Below are 19842 nucleotides of genomic sequence, written 5' to 3'. Positions count from 1 at the left end.
ATCGCGGCTGGTTGTGTTCGCTGAGTGACAGCTACCGGTTGTGCCTGCCGAGTGACGGACGAGACAATGCGTTTCGTATGGACATGGACGAGACCCCTGACGAGTTCGGTGAGAGCACGGCCCGTGAGATCGGTGAGATCACCCTCCGGCTCGAACGCACCAACGGCCTACTGGAGCGCATGCTCGCCGAGGTCGCGAAGACCCCGTCCACGCACGCGATCTTCGTCGACGCCGGCTATCTGTACGCCGCCGCCGGACGGCTCGCCGCGGGCACCGAGGACCGGCGGTCCTTCGAGCTCGACGCCGAGGCGCTCATCGACGCGCTGATCGACAAGGCGCGCACGATCTTCGCGGACAGCAGGCTGCTGCGGGTGTACTGGTACGACGGCGCGAGACGCCGCATCCACACCTCCGAACAGCAGTCGATCGCCGAGCTCCCCGACGTGAAGGTGCGCCTCGGCAACCTCAACGCCAACAACCAGCAGAAGGGCGTCGACTCGCTGATCCGCAGCGACCTGGAGTCCCTGGCCCGGCACCGCGCCATCAGCGACGCGGCGCTCATCGGCGGCGACGAGGACCTGGTCTCGGCGGTCGAGGCGGCGCAGGGGTACGGCGCCCGCGTCCACCTCTGGGGCATCGACGCGCCCGACGGCCGCAACCAGGCGGAGCCGCTGCTGTGGGAGGTCGACAGCCAGCGCACCTTCGACGCGGACTTCTTCAAGCCGTTCGTGACCCGCCGCCCCGCCGTGCCGTACGAGGGCGCGCAGGCCACGCCCCGGCCCTCACGGGACGACGTGCGCTTCGTCGGCGCCCAGATCTCCGCGAAGTGGCTCTCGGCGCGCGGCCGCGAGGCGCTGGTGGGCCTGCTGCCCGGCCACCCCTACCTGCCCGGGTCCGTCGACCAGGAACTCCTCGTCGAGGCGGAGCGGCTGCTCGACTACTCGCTGCGCGGCCAGTCCGACCTGCGGCGGGTGCTGCGGGACGGCTTCTGGGACCACTTACAGAAGTGCTACTGACGGCAGCGGTGCCACGGAACTAGCGCGGGCTTCCGTTGCGGTGGTCGGCGGCCCGGTCCCAGAAGGCCGCCAGGGCGGCCGCCGTCGCCGCCGGGCGGTCGGTGTTGGGGGAGTGGTTCGCGCCGGTGACCACGGTGCGGTGGGCGCGCAGGCGGCGCGCCATCTCGTCGAGGAGCGGCACGGGCCAGGTGTCGTCGCTCTCGCCGGACACGACGTGCTTGGGCAGGGGTACGGCGGCCAGCTCGTCGACGCGGTCGGGTTCGGCGCACAGTTGCCTGCCGGTGGCGATGAGCTGGGCCGGGTTGTTGCGCAGCCAGCGGTCCCGCAGCGCCGCCGCGTCGGCGCCGCCGCCGTTCGTGTCCACGCTCACGTCCTCCACGGGGTCGAGGGCCTGGATCGCCTCCCAGACGACGTCCATCGGGTGCGCCGCGACGGCGTCCGTGAGGAGCGTGGCGCGGGTGCGCTGCGACGGGGAGATACGGGCCGGTCCTGACGCGACGAGGGTCAGCGAGGCGAAGGTGCCCGGCGGCGCCAGGAGGACGGCGGCCCGGGCCACCAGGCCGCCCAGGGAGTGGCCCACCAGGTGCGGCGGGCCCTCGTCCGCGGTGCGGGCGGCTGCCGCCTGAGCCAGGACGTCGCGCGCCAACTCGGCCTGGGCGTAAGCCGATTCGTCATCCGGGCCCGGCGATTCGTACTGGCCGCGGCCGTCGATGGACACGGTGCGGTAGCCCGCGTCGGCGAGGGGGCGGAGCAGGGCGATGAAGTCCTCCTTGCTCCCCGTGTACCCCGGCAGGAGCAGGGCGGTGCCCTTGGCCTGGCCGGTCGGGCGGGTGTCGAGCACGGCGAAGTCACCGCGCTCCGTACGCAGGGGGTACGCGAGGGTGCCCTCGGGCGGGGTGAAGGTGGGGGGCCTGCTCATGTCCCCGAGGCTACTGGCCCCTGGGCCTTGGGGGGGGGCGGTGGCCCTTGCCTCGACGCCGTGGGGGCCGTTGGCCCGGGGGCGTGCCCTTCCCCCGTCGTCATGGTGCCGTCGGCCCGGGCTGTGCCCACCCTCCCCCGAACTCGCAGCAGGGGGTGTCCCATCGCCCTCTGGGCGGAGCAGTCGCCCACAGGGGTGGGGTGGGCGCAGGTGTGGGCATCGGGTGCGGACGTGGTGCTGACGCCGGGCAACCCCAGGTGGCCCAGGCGGGCTGAAGCCTGCGGACCCGTGAAGCGGGGCGGGCGGGTGGGAGATGGCCGCCGCGGAGCGGCGGGGGAGACACGGCCGCGCCCGGGGGCGGGTGGCCCCCGGGCGCGGGTGGTGGGTGGCCGCGTGGGCCACCCCGTGGACTAGCTGTCCGAGGCGTCCGCCGACTTACGGGTGCGGCGGCGGCGCGGCTTCGCCGGCGCCTCCTCCGCGGCCGGGGCGGCAGCAGCGGCCGGCGCCGACACGGCGGCCGGCTCGGCCGCCGCGGAGTCGGCCCCCGCACGCGTCCGGCGCCGACGACGCGGCGTACGCGGCGCGGCTTCCTCCGTCACGGCAGCCGCACCGGCAGCCGGGGCCGCAGCCGGGGCAGGGGCCTCGGACGGCGCCGCCGTCGGCGTGGCCTCGGCGTCGAGGGGCGCGCCCGCGCGGGTGCGGCGACGACGCCGCGGCGTACGGGCGGGACGCTCGGCCTCCTCGGCCTGCGGCCGGGCCGCGGCACGCTCACCGCGGCGCGGTCCGCCACGGGAGCCGCGCGAGCCCGAGCCACGGGCCCCGGTCTCACCGAGGTCCTCGATCTCCTCCGCGTCGAGCCCGGCACGGGTGCGCTCGGCACGCGGCAGGACACCCTTCGTACCGGCGGGGATACTCAGCTCCTCGTACAGGTGCGGAGAGCTGGAGTACGTCTCGACCGGGTCGTTGAAGCCCAGGTCGAGCGCCTTGTTGATGAGCTGCCAGCGCGGGATGTCGTCCCAGTCGACGAGCGTGATCGCGGTGCCGGAGGCGCCGGCGCGGCCGGTGCGGCCGATCCGGTGGAGGTAGGTCTTCTCGTCCTCGGGCGACTGGTAGTTGATGACGTGGGTGACGCCCTCGACGTCGATGCCGCGGGCGGCGACGTCGGTGCAGACGAGCACGTCGACCTTGCCGTTGCGGAAGGCCCGCAGGGCCTGCTCGCGGGCGCCCTGGCCGAGGTCGCCGTGCACGGCGCCGGAGGCGAAGCCGCGACGCTCCAACTGCTCGGCGATGTCGGCGGCCGTCCGCTTCGTACGGCAGAAGATCATCGCGAGCCCGCGGCCGTCGGCCTGCAGGATGCGGGAGACCATCTCCGGCTTGTCCATGGAGTGCGCGCGGTACACGAACTGCGTGGTGTTGGCGACCGTCGCGCCCTCGTCGTCCGGCGCGGTGGCGCGGATGTGCGTGGGCTGCGACATGTACCGCCGGGCGAGGCCGATGACGGCGCCCGGCATCGTCGCGGAGAAGAGCATCGTCTGACGCTTCGCGGGAAGCATGTTGATGATCTTCTCGACGTCGGGCAGGAAGCCCAGGTCGAGCATCTCGTCGGCCTCGTCGAGGACGAGGCACTTGACGTGCTTCAGGTTCAGCTTGCGCTGTCCGGCCAGGTCGAGCAGGCGGCCCGGGGTGCCGACGACGACGTCGATGCCCTTCTTGAGGGCCTCGACCTGCGGTTCGTAGGCACGGCCGCCGTATATGGCGAGGACGCGGATGTTGCGCGCCTTGCCGGCGGTCAGCAGGTCGTTGGTGACCTGCTGGCACAGCTCGCGGGTGGGGACGACGACGAGGGCCTGCGGGGCCTCCGTCAGCTGCTCGGGCGTCGCGCGCCCGGCCTCGACGTCCGCGGGGACGGTCACGCGCTCGAGGAGCGGCAGGCCGAAGCCCAGCGTCTTGCCGGTGCCGGTCTTGGCCTGGCCGATGACGTCGGTGCCGGAAAGGGCAACGGGGAGCGTCATCTCTTGGATGGGGAAGGGGCTGATGATGCCGACGGCCTCAAGGGCTTCGGCTGTCTCGGGAAGAATCCCGAGCTCTCGGAAAGTCGTAGTCAGGGCAATGCCTCTTCTGTGAGACGCGGCGCGAGGCGAACGCTGGGGGTCGTGACCGTGCCGGGGACTGCCGGCCGCCTGCTGGAAAGAGCCGGGCGAGCCGGGTGGTACGGGACCACTGCCGACGCTCGAGCGCTCACACCGCTGAGGGGGTCCCTCCGCTTGCCGTACGCACGGTGCGTACGCCCTGGAGGGCTGTCTGGTCGGAGCCGATCGGGCCACCGACCGGGCATCCTCATTCATGCGGCCCGTCGAATATTCGGCGGGCGCATTACCACTGTACCCCGGAATCTCGCATGCGTGTCCGGCGAATTCCTCACGTTGCTGTCGTCACAGTGGTTGACCAGGCCCTTACGCCATCCGGTGGGCGGGCTATTGTGCGCTTCATGGAGACGCCTGACACCGCCGCGCAGCCCCCCGAAGAGACCGGATCCGCCGCCCCCACCGGGGTCGCCGCCCAGGACTGGAAGACAGCCTCCGCCGACCCGCAGTACCGCGCCGCCGTCGTGGACCTGCTCGGCGCGCTCGCTTACGGCGAGCTCGCGGCGTTCGAGCGGCTCGCGGAGGACGCGAAGCTGGCGCCGACCCTCGGCGACAAGGCGGAGCTGGCGAAGATGGCGTCGGCCGAGTTCCACCACTTCGAGCGGCTGCGGGACCGGCTCGCGGCGGTCGGCGAGGAGCCGACGGCGGCGATGGAGCCCTTCGTCGAGGCGCTCGACGGCTTCCACCGCCAGACGGCGCCGTCCGACTGGCTCGAAGGCCTGGTCAAGGCGTACGTCGGCGACTCGATCGCGAGTGACTTCTACCGCGAGGTCGCGGCCCGCCTCGACGGGGACACCCGCAGCCTGGTGCTCGGCGTCCTCGACGACACCGGCCACGCCAGCTTCGCCGTGGAGAAGGTGCGGGCCGCGATCGACGCCGACCCGCGCGTCGGCGGGCGGCTCGCGCTGTGGGCGCGACGGCTGATGGGCGAGGCCCTCTCGCAGTCGCAGCGGGTCGTCGCAGACCGGGACGCCCTGTCGACGATGCTGGTCGGCGGGGTCGCGGACGGGTTCGACCTGGCGGAGGTCGGCCGGATGTTCTCGCGGATCACCGAGGCGCACACGAAGCGGATGGCGGCGCTGGGGCTCGCCGCCTGACCCCTGGCTCCGCTCCGCCGTCAGGCAGGAACCTGGCGGCGGTGCAGGCGGCGGGTGGGGCGAAGCAGCAGGGAAAGCAGCGCGGCCGACACGGCCAGGGCTCCGACCAGGGTCGCTGGGCTGCTCCCCGGCCCCAGCGCCATGTGCGTGATGAACGCTCCGATCAGCGCTCCGCCCACGCCGGTCGCGAGCACCAGCGTCCGTGCGGGCAGCCGGTGCGGCAGGCGGCGGGCGGTCGCCCAGGCGAGGGCCAGGCCGATCAGTGCGGAGCCGAGTGCTTCGAGGATCACGGTGTGTTCCCTCCCTCGTGGCCAGGTGCAAAACGGTCGTAGCCGGTCTTACCCCCGGCTGCCGGAATGCAACCCTCCATACTCACCGCGCACCGGAGCGCGGGACGGCGGTGAACTCGGCGCACCCGCCACGGAGTCGACGCGGATGACGGAAGGACCCCGCCACGGAGTCGACGCGGATGACGGAGCGAATGGCTGAGCGAATAGCGGCGCGAACGGCGGCGTGAATGGCGGAAGGGCCCGGAGGCGATGCCTCCGGGCCCTTCCGTCGTCTCGCGTGCGGCCCTACAGGGCGCCGAAGCCCACCTTGCGCACGGTCGGCTCGCCGATCTCCACGTACGCGAGGCGGTCGGCCGGCACCAGGACCTTGCGGCCCTTGTCGTCCGCCAGAGTCAGCAGCTGGGCCTTGCCCGACAGGGCGTCGGCCACCGCGCTCTCGACCTCCTCGACGCTCTGACCGCTCTCCAGAACGATCTCGCGAGGCGCGTGCTGCACGCCGATCTTGACCTCCACGCTTTGTCCCTCCGACGGTCAGTGATGTGCGCGGTCGCCCGCGCCGTACCCAGCACAGATTAGCCCGGAGAGGGGACAGGATCGGTTCCGGCCGTGCACGCCAGGAGCGAACACGGCGGCCGCGGGGGACGGGAACAAACGCGCGGTCAGTGGCCTTCGGAGCCGTGCAGCGGGAAGCCCGCGATGCCGCGCCAGGCCAGCGAGGTGAGCAGCTGCACCGCCTTCTCGCGCGGGACACCGCCGTCGCTGTGCAGCCAGTAGCGCGCGACGACCTGGGAGAGGCCGCCGAGTCCCGAGGCCAGGAGCATCGACTCGGACTTGGAAAGACCGGTGTCCTCCGCGATGACCTCGCAGATCGCCTCCGCGCACTCCAGGGTCACCTTGTCCACGCGCTCGCGGACCGCGGGCTCGTTCGTCAGGTCCGACTCGAAGACCAGGCGGAACGCGCCGCCGTCGTCCTCGACGTACCCGAAATAGGCGTCCATCGTCGCGCCGACGCGCTGCTTGTTGTCCGTCGTCGACGCGAGCGCCGCGCGCACCGCCTGCAGCAGGTTCTCGCAGTGCTGGTCGAGCAGGGCCAGATAGAGGTCGAGCTTGCCGGGGAAGTGCTGGTACAGCACCGGCTTGCTGACGCCGGCCCGCTCGGCGATGTCGTCCATGGCCGCCGCGTGGTACCCCTGGGCGACGAAGACCTCCTGGGCCGCGCCCAGAAGCTGATTGCGTCGGGCACGGCGCGGCAGGCGTGTGCCCCGCGGGCGCGCCGCCTCTGTCTGCTCGATGGCTGTCACGCCGCCTCCCAAAGTCGTCCTTGTGCTGCGGTGTGCGCCGCGACGCCATCGTACTTTTCGGTAACTGTGATGTGCGCGGTGTGAGCGCAGAATTTCACGGACTGGATGCCCTCAGCGGATCCGCGCAGCCGTGCGTAGCAGGGCAAACACGGGCAGCTGTGTGTTTGTCGGCGCCTCGGATCAGCGGTAGTCGTCCTCGTCGAGGGACACCACGCGCGCCTGTTCGGCCACATCGGCCTCGTTGGCCGCGCCCGGGTCGACGTCCTGGAGGGAGTCGTCCCGCTCGGGGCTGAGGTCGGCGTGCTGCTCGGCGGCGTCCGCCTCGGGGGTCTCCGCGCTGCTCTCGCCCGCGGTTTCCTCGTCCTGGAAGGTCTCGGGGTCGCTGGGGTCGACGTTCATGTGGACTCCTAGGCTCGCTTGCCTACGAGCCTAGGGAAGACGTGCGGGGGCCGCTACGCGATCTGTACGGGATCTGTGATGCCGAACACGCGATCCCACGCGTGATCGTCTCGTAACATTGCCCGCATGCCTTCGACCGAGTTGCCGCCCGTGCTGGCCGCTGCCGCCGCTCCCAAGCCGGGCGCCGTCGCCGTCGCCGAGGGCGAGCGGCTCGCCTCGGTCGCGCTGCCCGGGCTCACGCTGAACGTGCGCTCGCGCCCGTCGGTGCGCTCCGGACTGCCGCCCGCGCTGTACGTGCACGGGCTCGGCGGGTCCTCGCTGAACTGGTCGGCGCTGATGCCGCTGCTCGAGGACGTCGTGGACTGCGAGGCCCTTGACCTGCCCGGCTTCGGGGACTCGCCGCCGCCGGACGACGGCGACTACTCGGTCACCGGGCACGCCCGCGCGGTGATCCGCCACCTCGACGCCGGCGGGCGCGGCCCCGTGCACCTGGTGGCCAACTCGATGGGCGGCGCCGTGTCGACGCGCGTCGCCGCGGTCCGGCCGGACCTGGTGCGCACGCTCACGCTGATCTCGCCCGCGCTGCCCGAGCTGCGGGTGCAGCGCGCGGCGGTGCCCACGGGGCTGCTCGCCGTGCCCGGCATCGCGGGCCTGTTCACGCGGCTCAGCAGGGACTGGACGGCCGAGCAGCGGGTGCGCGGGGTGCTCGGGCTCTGTTACGGCGATCCGGGGCGGGTCACGCCGGAGGGCTTCCGGGCGGCCGTGCGCGAGATGGAGCGGCGCCTCGCCCTTCCGTACTTCTGGGACGCGATGGCCCGGTCGGCCCGCGGCATCGTGAACGCGTACACCCTCGGCGGCCAGCACGGCCTGTGGCGGCAGGCCGAGCGGGTGCTCGCGCCGACCCTGCTCGTGTACGGCGGCCGGGACCAGCTCGTGTCGTACCGCATGGCGCGCCGGGCGTCGGCCGCCTTCCGCTACTCCCGGCTGCTCACGCTGCCGGACGCGGGGCACGTGGCGATGATGGAGTATCCGGAGACCGTGGCCGCCGCGATTCGCGAACTTCTGGCCGATACAGAGGAGTTGGCCGGTCCGGATGAGTTGAGCGAGACGCCTGGTGTGCGCGATGGTGGCCGTGTGAGCGACCATCGCGATTCGGGTTCGAGGAGCTGAGGCGCCGCGTGGGACGTCATAGCCGCCGCGGCCCGGCCGCCACTTCGGACACCACCGGCACCTCCGGCATAGGGGGCGCGACCCCCAGGCCCCTGCCGAACCAGGCACCACAGCCGAACCAGGCACCCCCGTCGGCCCCGGCCGCCCCCGCGCAGGGCGGCGGCTCAGGCCGTCGCAGACGCGGCACGGCCCCCGACGGCACGCCCCCGCACGGCATCCCGCAGCCCCCGCCTCCGTACGGCGACCCGGCGCACACGCCCGCCCACGGTTTCCCGCAGCACACCCCGCCGCACGGCCTGCCCCGACAGGCCCCGCAGGGCGCCGATCCCGCGCACACCCCGGCCCACGGCTTCCCCCAGCACACGCCCCCGCACGGCGTGCCCCAGCACACGCCCCCGCACGGCGTCCCCCGCCAGACCCCGCCCGGCGGCACCCCGCACGTGCGTGGCGGGCACCCCGAGCAGCGGGAGGCCGGGGGCGGCTGGGGTGAGGTCGGGGGCGCCGGGCCCCGGATGGGGGCCGGGTACGGCGTCGTGCCGCCGGGGGCGCGCGGGCCTGGTGCTCCGGGGCCCCGGCCCGACTACGTGGACGCCTTCGACGGCTCCGGCGCGCCCGGTGACCTCGGCGAACTCGACGACGCCGACCTCTTCGCCGCGCGTGCGGCGGCCCCGCGGCGCACCCCGCCCCGCGACCCGTACGAGTCCGTGACGGCCTGGGAGTCCGACGGCTTCGACGGCGGTGACGGCGGCGCCGATGACGACGCCGACCCGTACGGCGACGACGACGGCGGGCCCGACGCCCGTACCGCCAAGGGCCGGGAGAAGAACCGCGCCCGCACCGTCACCGGCATCGCCGCCGCGGCCGTCACCACCGTCCTCGCCGTCATCGTGGCCGGTCAGGTCGCCGACGGCGGAGGCGACGACAGCTCGCCCGCCCGCGCCGCGGACAAGGGCGGCGACACCCGCGACGGCCGCGACCCGGCGTCCCGCTCGGACGACCGGCCGACGCCGGCCAAGCCCGCGCCGCCCCGCCCGGCGACGTACGACGAGAAAATGGGCAAGAAATACCCGCTGGACGCGAAACTCGCCGCGTCCGGGGATTTCGACGCCGTCCGCGGATTCGACAAGGCGCCGGGCAAGGGGCAGAAATTCCGCTACCGCGTCGACATCGAGAAGGGCATGGGTCTTGACGGCGGCCTGTTCGCGCAGGCTGTGCAGAAGACCCTGAACGACAAGCGGAGTTGGGCGCACGGCGGCGGCCGCACCTTCGAGCGGATCTCCTCCGGGAAACCCGACTTCGTCATTACGCTGGCCAGCCCTGTGACCACCGCGAAATGGTGCGCCAAATCCGGACTCGACACGCTCCAGCAGAATGTGTCCTGCGATTCCGCGTCGACCGAGCGCGTCATGATCAACGCCTATCGGTGGGCCCGGGGCGCCAAGACCTACGGCGACCGCATCCACCCGTACCGACAGATGCTCATCAACCACGAGGTCGGCCACCGGCTCGGCTACGGCCACGTCGACTGCCGCCGCGACGGCGAGCTGGCGCCGGTCATGCAGCAGCAGACCAAGTTCCTCGACCACGACGGAATCCGCTGCAAGGCCAACCCCTGGGCGTTCCCGGAGAGTTGAGCCGGCGTCGGCACCGGTACGGGGGACGAACCGGGCATCGCGTTGACTTTCCGCGCGGCATCGTTCATATTTCTCCGCATGTCGATCCGTCACGCCTCCGTGAGCGCCGCCCTTGAGCTGGCGCTGTTCGGCGTGACCGCGCTCTGCGTGGCCGACATTCACTGTCGCTGACGCCCGCCCCCGGCGAGTGCGTCGCTTCCGCTTCGTTTTTCCCGGCTCTGCCGCAATTCTCCCCGCCGTGTGCCCGAACCGTCTTCGGGTGGTGTGCGTGGCGGGCTGCGGCAACCCGAAGCCGCGCTCGGCGTGCGTCGCCCTGGGTGGGCTCTCGCGAATCCTTGAATCTTTCTCTTTCGCTTTCCGAGAGGCACTCCGATGCGTCTGCGTCGTCAGAAGTCCGTCATATCCCGTCGCGTGGCAGTGGCGTCCGCCACCTTGGTCGTGCTGTCCCTCGGCGCCGCCGCCTGCGCGGGCCCGGACGACAAGAACGAGGCGGGCGGCGGCGGCAAGCCGCAGAAGGGCGGCACGCTCACCGTCCTCAACAGCAACCCGCAGAGCGACTTCGACCCGGCGCGCCTGTACACCTCCGGCGGCGGCAACGTCCCGAGCCTCGTCTTCCGCACCCTGACCACCCGCAACCGCGAGGACGGCGCCGAGGGCACCAAGGTCGTCCCCGACCTCGCCGAGGGCCTCGGCAAGCCGAGCAAGAACGCCACGGTGTGGACGTACAAGATCAAGAAGGGGGTCACGTTCGAGGACGGCACGCCGGTCACGACCAAGGACATCAAGTACGGCATCGAGCGCTCCTTCGCCGCCGAACTGTCCGGCGGCGCGCCCTTCCTGCGGGACTGGCTCATCGGCGGCGACAAGTACCAGGGCCCCTACAAGGACAAGAAGGGCCTGGACTCCGTCGAGACGCCGGACGACCACACGATCGTCTTCCGGCTGAACAAGCCCGTCGGCGACTTCGACTACGTGGCCACGCAGACGTCCTTCGCGCCCGTGCCGAAGGCCAAGGACAAGGGCACCAAGTACGAGGAGCACCCGGTCTCGACCGGCCCCTACAAGGTCGTCAAGAACAGCGGCGACGGCGAGCGGCTCCAGTTGGAGCGCAACCCGCACTGGTCCGCGAAGACCGACACCGAGCGCAAGGCGTACCCCGACAAGATCGACGTGCGCTCCGGCCTCAACTCGTCCGTCATCAACCAGCGGCTCTCCGCGAGCCAGGGCGCCGACGCCGCCGCGATCACCACCGACACCAACCTCGGGCCCGCCGAGCTCGCCAAGGTCAGCGGCGACAAGAAGCTCGCCGCGCAGGTCGGCACCGGCCACTTCGGCTACACCAACTACCTCGCCTTCAACCCGAAGGTGAAGCCGTTCGACGACCCGAAGGTCCGTCAGGCCATCGCCTACGCCGTCGACCGCACCTCGGTCGTCAACGCGGCCGGCGGCTCCTCGCTCGCCGAGCCCGCCACCACGTTCCTGCCGAACCAGGAATCCTTCGGATACACGAAGTTCGACCACTTCCCGGCGGGCGCCTCCGGCAACGCCAAGAAGGCCAAGGAGCTTCTGAAGGCGGCCGGTCACAAGGACGGCCTGACCATCACGCTCACGCACTCCAACGACAAGAACTTCGAGACCAGCCCGGAGATCGCCACCGCCCTCCAGGACGCCCTGAAGAAGGCCGGCATCACCGTCAAGCTCCAGGGTCTTGAGGACAACGACTACGAGGACAAGGTCCACGACGCCAAGGACGAGCCCGGCCTGTTCCTCGCCCACTGGGGTGCCGACTGGCCCTCCGGCGGCCCCTTCCTCGCCCCGATCTTCGACGGCCGCCAGATCGTCAAGGACGGCTACAACTTCAACTCCAGCTTCCTGAACGACAAGTCGGTCAACCAGGAGATCGACGAGATCAACAAGCTGACCGACCACGCCGCCGCCGCGAAGCGCTGGGGCGCCCTCGACAAGAAGATCGGCGCCAAGGCCCTGAACGTGCCGCTGTTCCACCCCGTCTACAAGCGCCTGTACGGCAAGGACATCAAGAACGTCGTGATCAGTGACTGGACCGGCGTCCTCGACGTCTCCCAGGTCGCGGTCAAGTAGCACGGCACCGAAGCACGGATTCAGGTCAATCTGTCATGAGTGAGGCCCTGTTGGCCTCGGAGACCCCGGGGGCGGGTGCCACCACGGCACCCGCCGCCGCCTCCGGAGCCCGTCAGTTCTGGCGGCGGCTGCGCACGCAGCGCGCCGCCCTCGTCGCGGCGGCCGTCGTCGCGCTGCTCGTCCTGGTCGCGCTCGCCGCGCCCCTGCTCACCGCCCTGGAGGGCCAGGACCCCACCTCGTACCACCCCGGTCTCGTCGACTCCGCCCGCGGCGGCGTGCCCGTCGGCTCGTTCGGCGGGATGAGCGCCGACCACTGGCTCGGCGTCGAACCGCAGACCGGCCGCGACCTGTTCGCACGGCTCGTGTACGGCGCCCGGGTGTCCCTCGGCGTCGCCGCCGTCGCCACGGTGCTCCAGGTCGCCATCGGCGTCGGCGTCGGGCTCGCCAGCGGCCTCGGCGGGCGCTGGCTCGACCAGGCGCTCAGCCGCGCCACCGACGTCATGGTCGCGCTGCCCCTGATGGTCCTCGCGCTCGCGCTGCTCGCCGTCGTGCCCAGCGGCTTCCCGCGGCCGGTGCTCGTCGCGTTGGTCGTCGGGTTCGTGGGCTGGGGCGGGATCGCGAAGGTCGTGCGCGCCAGGACCATCTCGCTGAAGTCCCTCGACCATGTGGCGGCGGCCCGGCTCAGCGGCTGGAGCGGCGTGCGGATCGCCCGCCGCGAACTGCTGCCCGCGCTCGCCGCGCCCGTCATCACGTACGCGGCGCTGCTCGTCCCCACGAACATCACCGTCGAGGCGGCCCTGTCCTTCCTCGGCGTCGGCGTGAAGCCGCCCACCGCGTCCTGGGGACAGATGCTGACCTCGGCCGACGTCTGGTACCAGGCGGCCCCGCAGTACCTGCTGCTGCCCGCCGCCGCCCTGTTCGTGACCGTGCTCGCGCTGACCGTCCTCGGTGACGGGGTGCGCACCGCGCTCGACCCGCGGGCGGCGTCCCGGCTCCGGATCGGCACCGGCCGGAAGCGGGAGGGCGGATCGTGACCGCGACCGTGTCCGCTTCTGTGTCCGCTTCCGTCGTCACCAAGGCCCGCGGGTTCGGCGGTCTGCTCGGCGGCGGCTTCACCGGCTTCGTCGTACGACGCGTCCTCGGCGCCGTCGTCACGCTCTTCGTGCTGTCGGTCGTCATCTACGCCGTCTTCTACGTGGCGCCCGGCGACGTCGCCCAGATCACCTGCGGCCCGCGCTGCTCGCCCGCCCAGGTGCAGCAGGTCTCCGAGCAGTTGAAGCTCGACGACCCGATCTACACGCGCTACCTGGACTTCCTGAGCGGCGTCTTCGTCGGCCACGACTACTCCACCGGCACCGGCGTGCTGCACTGCGACGCGCCCTGCCTCGGCCTGTCGTACCAGACCGACCAGCAGGTCACCGAGCTGATCCTGAACAAGGTGCCCGTCACCGGATCGCTCGCGCTCGGTGCGATGGTGCTGTGGCTGATCCTCGGCGTCGGCACCGGCGTGCTCTCCGCCTGGCGGCGCGGCCGCCTGACGGAACGCGTCCTGACCGCCGTCACCCTCGCGGGCACGGCCACGCCCGTGTTCGTGATCGGCCTGATCCTGATGATCCTGGTCTGCGGCCAGTTGCAGTGGCTGCCGTTCCCGCAGTACGTGCCCTTCACGGACGACCCGCAGCAGTGGGCGTGGAACCTGCTGCTCCCCTGGGTGTCGCTCGCGCTCATCGAGGCCGCCAAGTACGCCCGGCTGACGCGCGCCTCGATGCTGGAGACGCTCGCCGAGGACCATGTGCGCACCTTCCGCGCGTACGGCGTCAAGGAGCGGTCCATCGTCGGGCGGCACGCCCTGCGCGGCGCGCTCGCCCCCGTGATCGCGCTCAGCGCCAACGACTTCGGGTCGATGTTCGGCGGCGCGCTGCTCACCGAGACGCTGTTCGGCCTTCCCGGGCTCGGGCGTGAACTCGTGCACGCGGTCCGGGTCGTCGACCTGCCGGTGGTCGTCGGCATGGTCATGGTCACCGGCTTCTTCGTGGTCCTCGCCAACGCCGTCGCGGATGTGCTGTACGCGGTGGCCGACCGACGGGTGGTGCTGTCATGAGCCTTGTCCAAGTGGACGACCTGAGCGTCGAGTTCGGCGACGTGCGTGCCGTGGACTCGGTCTCCTTCACGCTGGAGCGCGGCGGGGCCCTCGGCCTCGTCGGCGAGTCGGGATCCGGCAAGTCGACCGTCGCGTCCGCGCTGCTCGGGCTCCACCGGGGCACGGGCGCCCGCGTGACGGGCTCCGTACGCGTCGGCGGCACCGACGTCGGCGCGGCCACGGACGCCGAACTGCGCGGGCTGCGCGGCCCGGTCGCCGCGATGGTCTTCCAGGACCCGCTGTCCTCCCTCGACCCGTACTACGCGGTGGGCGACCAGATCGCCGAGGTGTACCGGACGCACGCCAAGGCCTCCCGGCGCGCCGCCCGGGCCCGGGCCGTCGAGGTGCTCGACCGCGTCGGGATCCCCGACGCGCCGCGCCGCGCCCGCTCCCGGCCGCACGAGTTCAGCGGCGGCATGCGCCAGCGCGCCCTGATCGCCATGGCGCTCGCCTGCGAACCCGAACTGCTCATCGCCGACGAGCCGACGACCGCCCTGGACGTGACCGTGCAGGCGCAGATCCTCGACCTGCTGCACGGGCTGCGCGAGGAGACCGGCATGGGGCTGCTCCTGGTCACGCACGACGTGGGCGTCGCGGCGGAGAGCATCGACGACGTGCTCGTCATGCGGCACGGGCACGTCGTCGAGCGCGGCGGCGTCGCCGATGTCCTTTCGGCGCCGCGGGAGTCGTACACCCGACAGCTCCTCGGCGCCGTGCCCCGGGTGGACGCCGTCCGCGAGGAGCGCTCCGGCGACCTCGGCGACGTGGTGGTCGAGGCCGACGGGCTGCGGCGCGATTTCGGCCGCGGCAAGAAGGCCTTCGCGGCCGTCGACGGGGTGTCGCTCAGCGTGCGGCGCGGCGAGACGCTCGGCGTCGTCGGCGAGAGCGGCAGCGGCAAGACGACCCTCGGCCGGATGCTCGTCGGCCTCCTCGAACCGACGGCCGGGCAACTCCGCTACGGGGGTGCGGAGAAGCAGGCCAAGGGCGTCGTGCCGGGTGTGCAGATGGTGTTCCAGGACCCCGTCGCCTCCCTCAACCCGCGCCGCTCGGTCGGCGAGTCCATCGCCGACCCGCTGCGGGCGCGGGGCGACCGCGACGAGGACGCGATCCGCACCCGCGTCCGCGATCTGATGACGCGGGTCGGCCTCGACCCCGCGCACTACGGCCGCTACCCGCACGAGTTCAGCGGCGGCCAGCGCCAGCGCGTCGGCATCGCCAGGGCGCTCGCCGCCGAGCCCCGCCTCATCGTCTGCGACGAACCGGTCTCCGCCCTGGACGTCACCACGCAGGCGCAGGTCACGGCGCTGCTCGCCGAACTGCAGCGGGAGCTGGGGCTCGCCCTCGTCTTCGTCGCGCACGATCTGGCGGTGGTACGTCAGGTCAGCGACAAGGTCGCGGTGATGCGGCGCGGGCGGATCGTCGAGTACGGGTCCGTGGACGAGGTCTACGGCAAGCCTCAGGACCCGTACACCCGCCAACTGCTCGCCGCCGTGCCCGCGCTCGACCCGGCGGCCGCGCAGGAGCGGCGGGCGGCGCGTCGGCGCGTGGCGGCCGCCGCACGGGCGGCGCGCACGGCGGGCACGGAGGGCGCAGAGAGCGCGGAGGGTGGCGACGGCGGCGGCACCGGGAAGGAGCTGGCCGCAGCGTGACACTCCGTGAGGGAATGCCGGGTGGAATCTTGACTCTTGCGGCTTTTGCTGTGCTGTAAGCCAGCTTTAGGTCCGCTATAGCGCGACGGAACGCGACCGGCGCGGGAAAGTTACGGCTCTTCACCCCTTCTGGTGGCGCGATGGACAACCGTCCATCGCGCCACCGTCATGTCCGCATACCTTCGTCCCGCTGCGAGCCGCCGGTCCAACGGCGGCTCCCCATATGGGAGATCGGGGGTGCACGCGTGCGCATAGGACTGCTTACGGAGGGTGGTTATCCGTATGTGGACGGTGAGGCCAGGCTCTGGTGCGACCGGCTCGTGCGCGGGCTCGGGCAGCACGAGTTCGACGTGTACGCGCTGAGCCGGAGCGAGCGGCAGGAGGCGCGCGGGTGGGTGGCGCTGCCGCCGCAGGTGCGACGGGTGCGGAGCGCTCCGCTGTGGGGGGTGGGGGGTTCGGCGGTCGGAGGTGCGGTGGGGGCCGGGTCCGGGTGCGGGTCGGGGTCCGGCGGTGGCTCCGGGGCCTTCGGTGGTGGCTCCGGGCTCGGCGGCGGCTCCGGTTTCGGCTCTGGTTCCGGGTTCGGTTTCGGGTGGCGGGTGCGGCGGAGGTTCGCCGAGAGCTTCGGCGAGCTGGCGCGGGTGGTGTGTTCGGGAGCCGGTGCGGAGCCGGGAAGCGGGGCGGGCCCGGGGGAGCGGAACAGCTCCGGCCAGTTGGCGGACCGTTTCGGCAGCGCGTTGTACGAGCTCGCCGACCTTGCCCGTGACACCGGAGGCCTGGGCGGTGCCCTGCGCTCCGAAGCCGCCGTGCGCGCCCTGGAGAGCGCCTGCCGCGCGCCGGGCGCGTTGCGTGCCGCCCGCGCCGCCCGCGTACCGGATCTCCTCGCCGTCGCGGACCGCCTGGAGCGCGTGCTGCGCCCGCTGTCCCTCGACTGGTACGGGGACGACGAACTGGGCGCGGTCGACGTCTGCCACGCCACGGCGGGCGGCGGCGCCGCGCTGCCGGGGCTGCTCGCCAAGCACTTCGCGGGGGTGCCGCTGCTGGTCACCGAGTACGGGGTGCAGCTTCGGGCGCACTATTTGGCTGGTGCTGGTGCTGGTGCGGGTTTTGGGGCCGGGGTCGGTGCTGGGGCCCGAGTTGGTTCCGGTGCGGCTGGGGCGGCTGGTGCCGGTCGCGAGGTCGGTGCCGGTGGTGGCGGGGGCGGTGACACGGGCCTCGCGGCGCCCGCCCGCGCCCTGCTCGCCTCCTTCCACGGCCGCCTCGCCGCCGAGGTGTACCGGCAGGCCGCCCTCATCACCCCCGGCAACGCGCACGCGCGCCGCTGGCAGGAACGGTGCGGCGCGGACCGGGCGAAGCTGCGCACGGTCTATCCCGGACTGCCCGCGGCCCGCTTCGGCGAGGTCGGCGAGCGGGAGGACCCGGGCGAGCCCGAGACCCTGATCTGGGTCGGCCGTGTCGAGCCAGCGAAGGACCTGATCTCGCTCCTGCACGCCTTCGCCGAGGTCCGCAAGGAGGAGCCCAAGGCGCGCCTGCGCATAGTCGGCGCCCTCGCGGACGGTCCCGAGGCGGCCGCGTACCTCGCGCACTGCCGCGCCCTCGCCGCACAGCTCTTCCCCGACGAGGCGGACGGCGCGCACGCGGTCGGCTGCAACCCCGTGTCCTTCGAGGAGATCGGCGGCCCGGAGCTGCCCGACCTCCCGGACGCGTACGCGGCGGGCGGTGTGGTCGTCCTGTCCAGCGTCGTCGAGGGCTTCCCGATCAGCCTCATCGAGGCGATGCTCTGCGGGCGCGCGACCGTCTCGACGGACGTCGGAGCCGTGGTCGAGGTCATCGGCGGCACGGGGCTCGTGGTCCCGCCGCGCAATCCGCGGGCGCTCGCGCAGGCGTGCGTGGCGCTTCTGCGCGACCCCGAGCGCCGTGCGCGCCTGGGGGCGGCGGCCCGGGCACGGGCCCTGGAGCTCTTCACCGTCGAGCAGAACCTCGCAGCATTTAACGGCATTTACCTGGAGATCGTCTCGCACTGCCCGGCCCGCCGTGAGGTCCTGAACGAGGCGGGTGAGCCCGTGCCGTTCGCGCGCCCCGCCGAGGCGTACGTGCCGGGGCGGTGGGCTGTCGGCGGCGCGGTGGACACCGGGACGGGCGGGGCGGCCGGTGCGTCCGGGCCTGCCGGAGCTTCCGGTGTGCCCGCGGCCGCCCCCGCGCCCGCGCCGAGCTGGGTCGCGGCGCGACAACAGGGCGGCGGGCGGCCCGGGTTGGGACTCGGGTTCAGGGAGGCGCTGTCATGACGGGGTGGCCGGAACGGTCGGTGGATGTGCCTCGGGCGCCCGGTGGCGCGGGGGGCTGGGACGCGCGGTCGGCGGAGTTGGCGGGCGGGGCGGCGGCAGCCACGGCGGCGGGCGCGGGGGAGGGTGCGCCCGGTTCGGGCGGTGGAGCAGCTCCCGTACGGAATGCCGCACCGGCTGCCGTACGGAATCCCGCACCGGCTTCCGTACAGGATCACGTAACGGCTCCCCTGCGGAATCCCGCACCGACCCCCGTACAAGATCCCGCACCGGCCCCAGCATCCCCAGCATCCCCGGCATCCCCCGCACAACCGTCCGCGCCCGGCCCCCGCCGCGGCCCCGCCGACCCGGTGAAAGCGCTGATGCACCGTCACCGCGAGCTGTGCGAGCGCGCCGTGGACCCACTGGAGATCGCGGCGGGCCTGGAGGCGCACGGGGTCACCGACCGGACGGCCGCGCTGTTCCGGCACCGCGATGTGTTCGCGCTCGCGGAGGAGATGTACGCCCGCGTGCCGCAGGACAGCGCGGCGTGGGACGCCCTGGCCGACGACACCCACGCGGTACGCCGTGACACCACCGCTCAAGTCCCGCCCGGGTGGGCCGTGTTCGTGCTGCTGCCCGGCGCGGCCTGCGCCCTCGCCGTCGTGGGGCTCGGTCTGGTCGAGGGGCGCCCGCGCCTCGCGGTGCTGCTCGGCGGCGCCCTCGCCGTGGCGGCGACCGCGGGGATCGCCCTGCGGTACGGCCCGCTGCGCGCCGCGCTCCCCGCCACCCGGCCCACGCACACGTGGGTGTGCTGGCTCCTCGCGTACGCCCTGCTCGGCGACGGTCTGCTGCGGGCGGCCGGGTCCGGCGGCCCCGACGGGCCCTGGGCGCCGTCGACCGCCGCGGCGGTCGTGCTCGCGGGCGCCGTCGCGCCCGGGACGTGGTGCGCGCGGCTCTTCGCGGTACGGGCGGGCGGCAGGCTGGACGCGAGCCGCGGCCTCGCCGAATTCGCCGCCTCCGTACGTCCGTTGCTGATCGTCGTGTTCGCGCTGTTCCTGGGCGCGGTCGGCGCGCTGATCGTCGGCGTGCGGGCGCTGCCCGTGCCGGGACCGGGCACGGCGCTCTCGGCGATCGGGGCCGGTGCGCTGGCCGCGCTGCTGTGGCTCGGCCGGATGCTGCGCGCCCACGGCTCGCGCCGCGCGCCCGCCCTCGTGTACGCGACGGTCGGCGCCGCGCAGGCCGCGGCCGTGGCCCTGCTGTTCGCGGGCCGCCTGCCGGGCTGCGGGTTCCTCGCGGCACCGGTGGAGGGCCTGGTCGACGCGGCGGGGACGGGGGCGCTCGCCGCACTCACCTGCGCCACGGGTGCCGCGGTGCTGCTGGCGCGCGCGGTCCGGGTCCTGGGGCGGGCCTCCGCCCACGCCCCGGCGGAGGGGGCCCGATGAGCGCCCCGGCGCGGGCCGCCGTGGCCGAGGGAGCGGGCGGGGACGCCATGACCGGGGCGGCCGCCGTGGCCGACCTGGCCGTCCCCCGCCGCGACCACCCAGGGCGGCGCCACCTGAACGCGCCCCACCAGCCCCACTCGACCCGGTGGCCGCACCACGTCCACCAGCCCCACCACCCCCCGCCCCGGCCCCCGGGCCCGGCCGCCCCACGCACCTCGCTTGGCTCACCCGGCCCGGCCGCCCCACCCAGCCCGCCCGGCTCACCCGGCCCGGCCAGCTC

At 73.3% G+C, this 19842-nt stretch carries 17 protein-coding genes; 11 read left to right on the top strand and 6 right to left on the bottom strand.

Translation table 11 applies throughout. The features are described from left to right. Nucleotides 1-77: 77 nt before the first annotated feature. The gene (locus ACZ6BG_RS10235) at nucleotides 78-1016 is read left to right on the top strand and encodes an NYN domain-containing protein (protein ID WP_468999396.1); all 939 of its coding nucleotides are present in this window, start codon (nucleotides 78-80) and stop codon (nucleotides 1014-1016) included. Between the two features lie 19 nt (nucleotides 1017-1035). Here ACZ6BG_RS10235 and ACZ6BG_RS10230 read toward each other — a convergent pair whose 3' ends face one another. Together ACZ6BG_RS10230 and ACZ6BG_RS10225 are read right to left on the bottom strand one after the other, a co-directional pair. After that, entirely contained in the window at nucleotides 1036-1935 is a 900-nt protein-coding gene (locus ACZ6BG_RS10230) for an alpha/beta fold hydrolase (protein WP_468999393.1), read from the bottom strand. A gap of 410 nt (nucleotides 1936-2345) precedes the next feature. Next, nucleotides 2346-3947 carry a DEAD/DEAH box helicase gene (locus ACZ6BG_RS10225; RefSeq protein ID WP_468999389.1) on the bottom strand — a complete coding sequence of 534 codons (1602 nt, stop codon included), beginning with the start codon at nucleotides 3945-3947 and terminating at the stop codon, nucleotides 2346-2348. Nucleotides 3948-4423: 476 nt separating this feature from the next. Here ACZ6BG_RS10225 and ACZ6BG_RS10220 point away from each other — a divergent pair, with 476 nt between their 5' ends. Beyond that, nucleotides 4424-5176 (top strand): ferritin-like fold-containing protein, encoded by a 753-nt coding sequence (locus ACZ6BG_RS10220; RefSeq protein WP_385716189.1) that lies wholly within the window; start codon nucleotides 4424-4426, stop codon nucleotides 5174-5176. A 20-nt stretch (nucleotides 5177-5196) separates the two neighbouring features. On the opposite strand, the gene ACZ6BG_RS10215 is transcribed toward ACZ6BG_RS10220, so the two are convergent. The 4 genes from ACZ6BG_RS10215 to ACZ6BG_RS10200 all read right to left on the bottom strand — a co-directional run bounded on the left by ACZ6BG_RS10215 (nucleotide 5197) and on the right by ACZ6BG_RS10200 (nucleotide 7166). Continuing rightward, the gene (locus ACZ6BG_RS10215; protein WP_468451502.1) at nucleotides 5197-5466 is read right to left on the bottom strand and encodes a hypothetical protein; all 270 of its coding nucleotides are present in this window, start codon (nucleotides 5464-5466) and stop codon (nucleotides 5197-5199) included. 285 nt (nucleotides 5467-5751) lie between these two features. Then, complete coding sequence (locus ACZ6BG_RS10210; protein ID WP_030359794.1) at nucleotides 5752-5979, bottom strand: DUF3107 domain-containing protein; 228 nt, start codon at nucleotides 5977-5979, stop codon at nucleotides 5752-5754. A 146-nt stretch (nucleotides 5980-6125) separates the two neighbouring features. Further along, nucleotides 6126-6767, bottom strand: a complete 642-nt coding sequence (locus ACZ6BG_RS10205) for a TetR/AcrR family transcriptional regulator (RefSeq protein ID WP_468451504.1) — start codon at nucleotides 6765-6767, stop codon at nucleotides 6126-6128. Between the two features lie 180 nt (nucleotides 6768-6947). Then, nucleotides 6948-7166: a hypothetical protein gene (locus ACZ6BG_RS10200; RefSeq protein ID WP_468999385.1), complete on the bottom strand. Its 219-nt coding sequence runs from the start codon at nucleotides 7164-7166 to the stop codon at nucleotides 6948-6950. Between the two features lie 126 nt (nucleotides 7167-7292). Between ACZ6BG_RS10200 and ACZ6BG_RS10195 the strand changes: the two genes are divergently transcribed. From ACZ6BG_RS10195 to ACZ6BG_RS10155, 9 genes are all read left to right on the top strand, one after another. After that, nucleotides 7293-8336 carry an alpha/beta fold hydrolase gene (locus tag ACZ6BG_RS10195; protein ID WP_468999383.1) on the top strand — a complete coding sequence of 348 codons (1044 nt, stop codon included), beginning with the start codon at nucleotides 7293-7295 and terminating at the stop codon, nucleotides 8334-8336. A gap of 8 nt (nucleotides 8337-8344) precedes the next feature. After that, nucleotides 8345-9970 carry a DUF3152 domain-containing protein gene (locus ACZ6BG_RS10190; protein ID WP_468999380.1) on the top strand — a complete coding sequence of 542 codons (1626 nt, stop codon included), beginning with the start codon at nucleotides 8345-8347 and terminating at the stop codon, nucleotides 9968-9970. Between the two features lie 78 nt (nucleotides 9971-10048). After that, the gene (locus tag ACZ6BG_RS10185) at nucleotides 10049-10141 is read left to right on the top strand and encodes an Ms4533A family Cys-rich leader peptide (RefSeq protein WP_335756093.1); all 93 of its coding nucleotides are present in this window, start codon (nucleotides 10049-10051) and stop codon (nucleotides 10139-10141) included. 201 nt (nucleotides 10142-10342) lie between these two features. Next, complete coding sequence (locus tag ACZ6BG_RS10180) at nucleotides 10343-12070, top strand: ABC transporter substrate-binding protein (RefSeq protein ID WP_468999378.1); 1728 nt, start codon at nucleotides 10343-10345, stop codon at nucleotides 12068-12070. A 35-nt stretch (nucleotides 12071-12105) separates the two neighbouring features. Next, nucleotides 12106-13104, top strand: a complete 999-nt coding sequence (locus ACZ6BG_RS10175; protein ID WP_468999376.1) for an ABC transporter permease — start codon at nucleotides 12106-12108, stop codon at nucleotides 13102-13104. Between the two features lie 62 nt (nucleotides 13105-13166). Then, complete coding sequence (locus tag ACZ6BG_RS10170) at nucleotides 13167-14171, top strand: ABC transporter permease (RefSeq protein ID WP_469000185.1); 1005 nt, start codon at nucleotides 13167-13169, stop codon at nucleotides 14169-14171. Continuing rightward, entirely contained in the window at nucleotides 14168-15859 is a 1692-nt protein-coding gene (locus ACZ6BG_RS10165) for a dipeptide ABC transporter ATP-binding protein (RefSeq protein ID WP_468999374.1), read from the top strand. Before ACZ6BG_RS10170 ends, ACZ6BG_RS10165 begins: the two co-directional genes overlap by 4 nt. Nucleotides 15860-16104: 245 nt before the next feature. Continuing rightward, a complete protein-coding gene (locus tag ACZ6BG_RS10160) occupies nucleotides 16105-18141 on the top strand; it encodes a glycosyltransferase (protein ID WP_468999372.1) in 2037 nt (678 codons plus the stop codon). A gap of 359 nt (nucleotides 18142-18500) precedes the next feature. Next, nucleotides 18501-19562, top strand: a complete 1062-nt coding sequence (locus ACZ6BG_RS10155; protein WP_468999369.1) for a hypothetical protein — start codon at nucleotides 18501-18503, stop codon at nucleotides 19560-19562. Nucleotides 19563-19842 lie beyond the last annotated feature (280 nt).

This window comes from Streptomyces sp. NPDC041205 (assembly GCF_055591765.1).
Note: the sequence above shows the minus strand (reverse complement) of the source record. Positions and strands in the feature narration are given on the sequence as shown.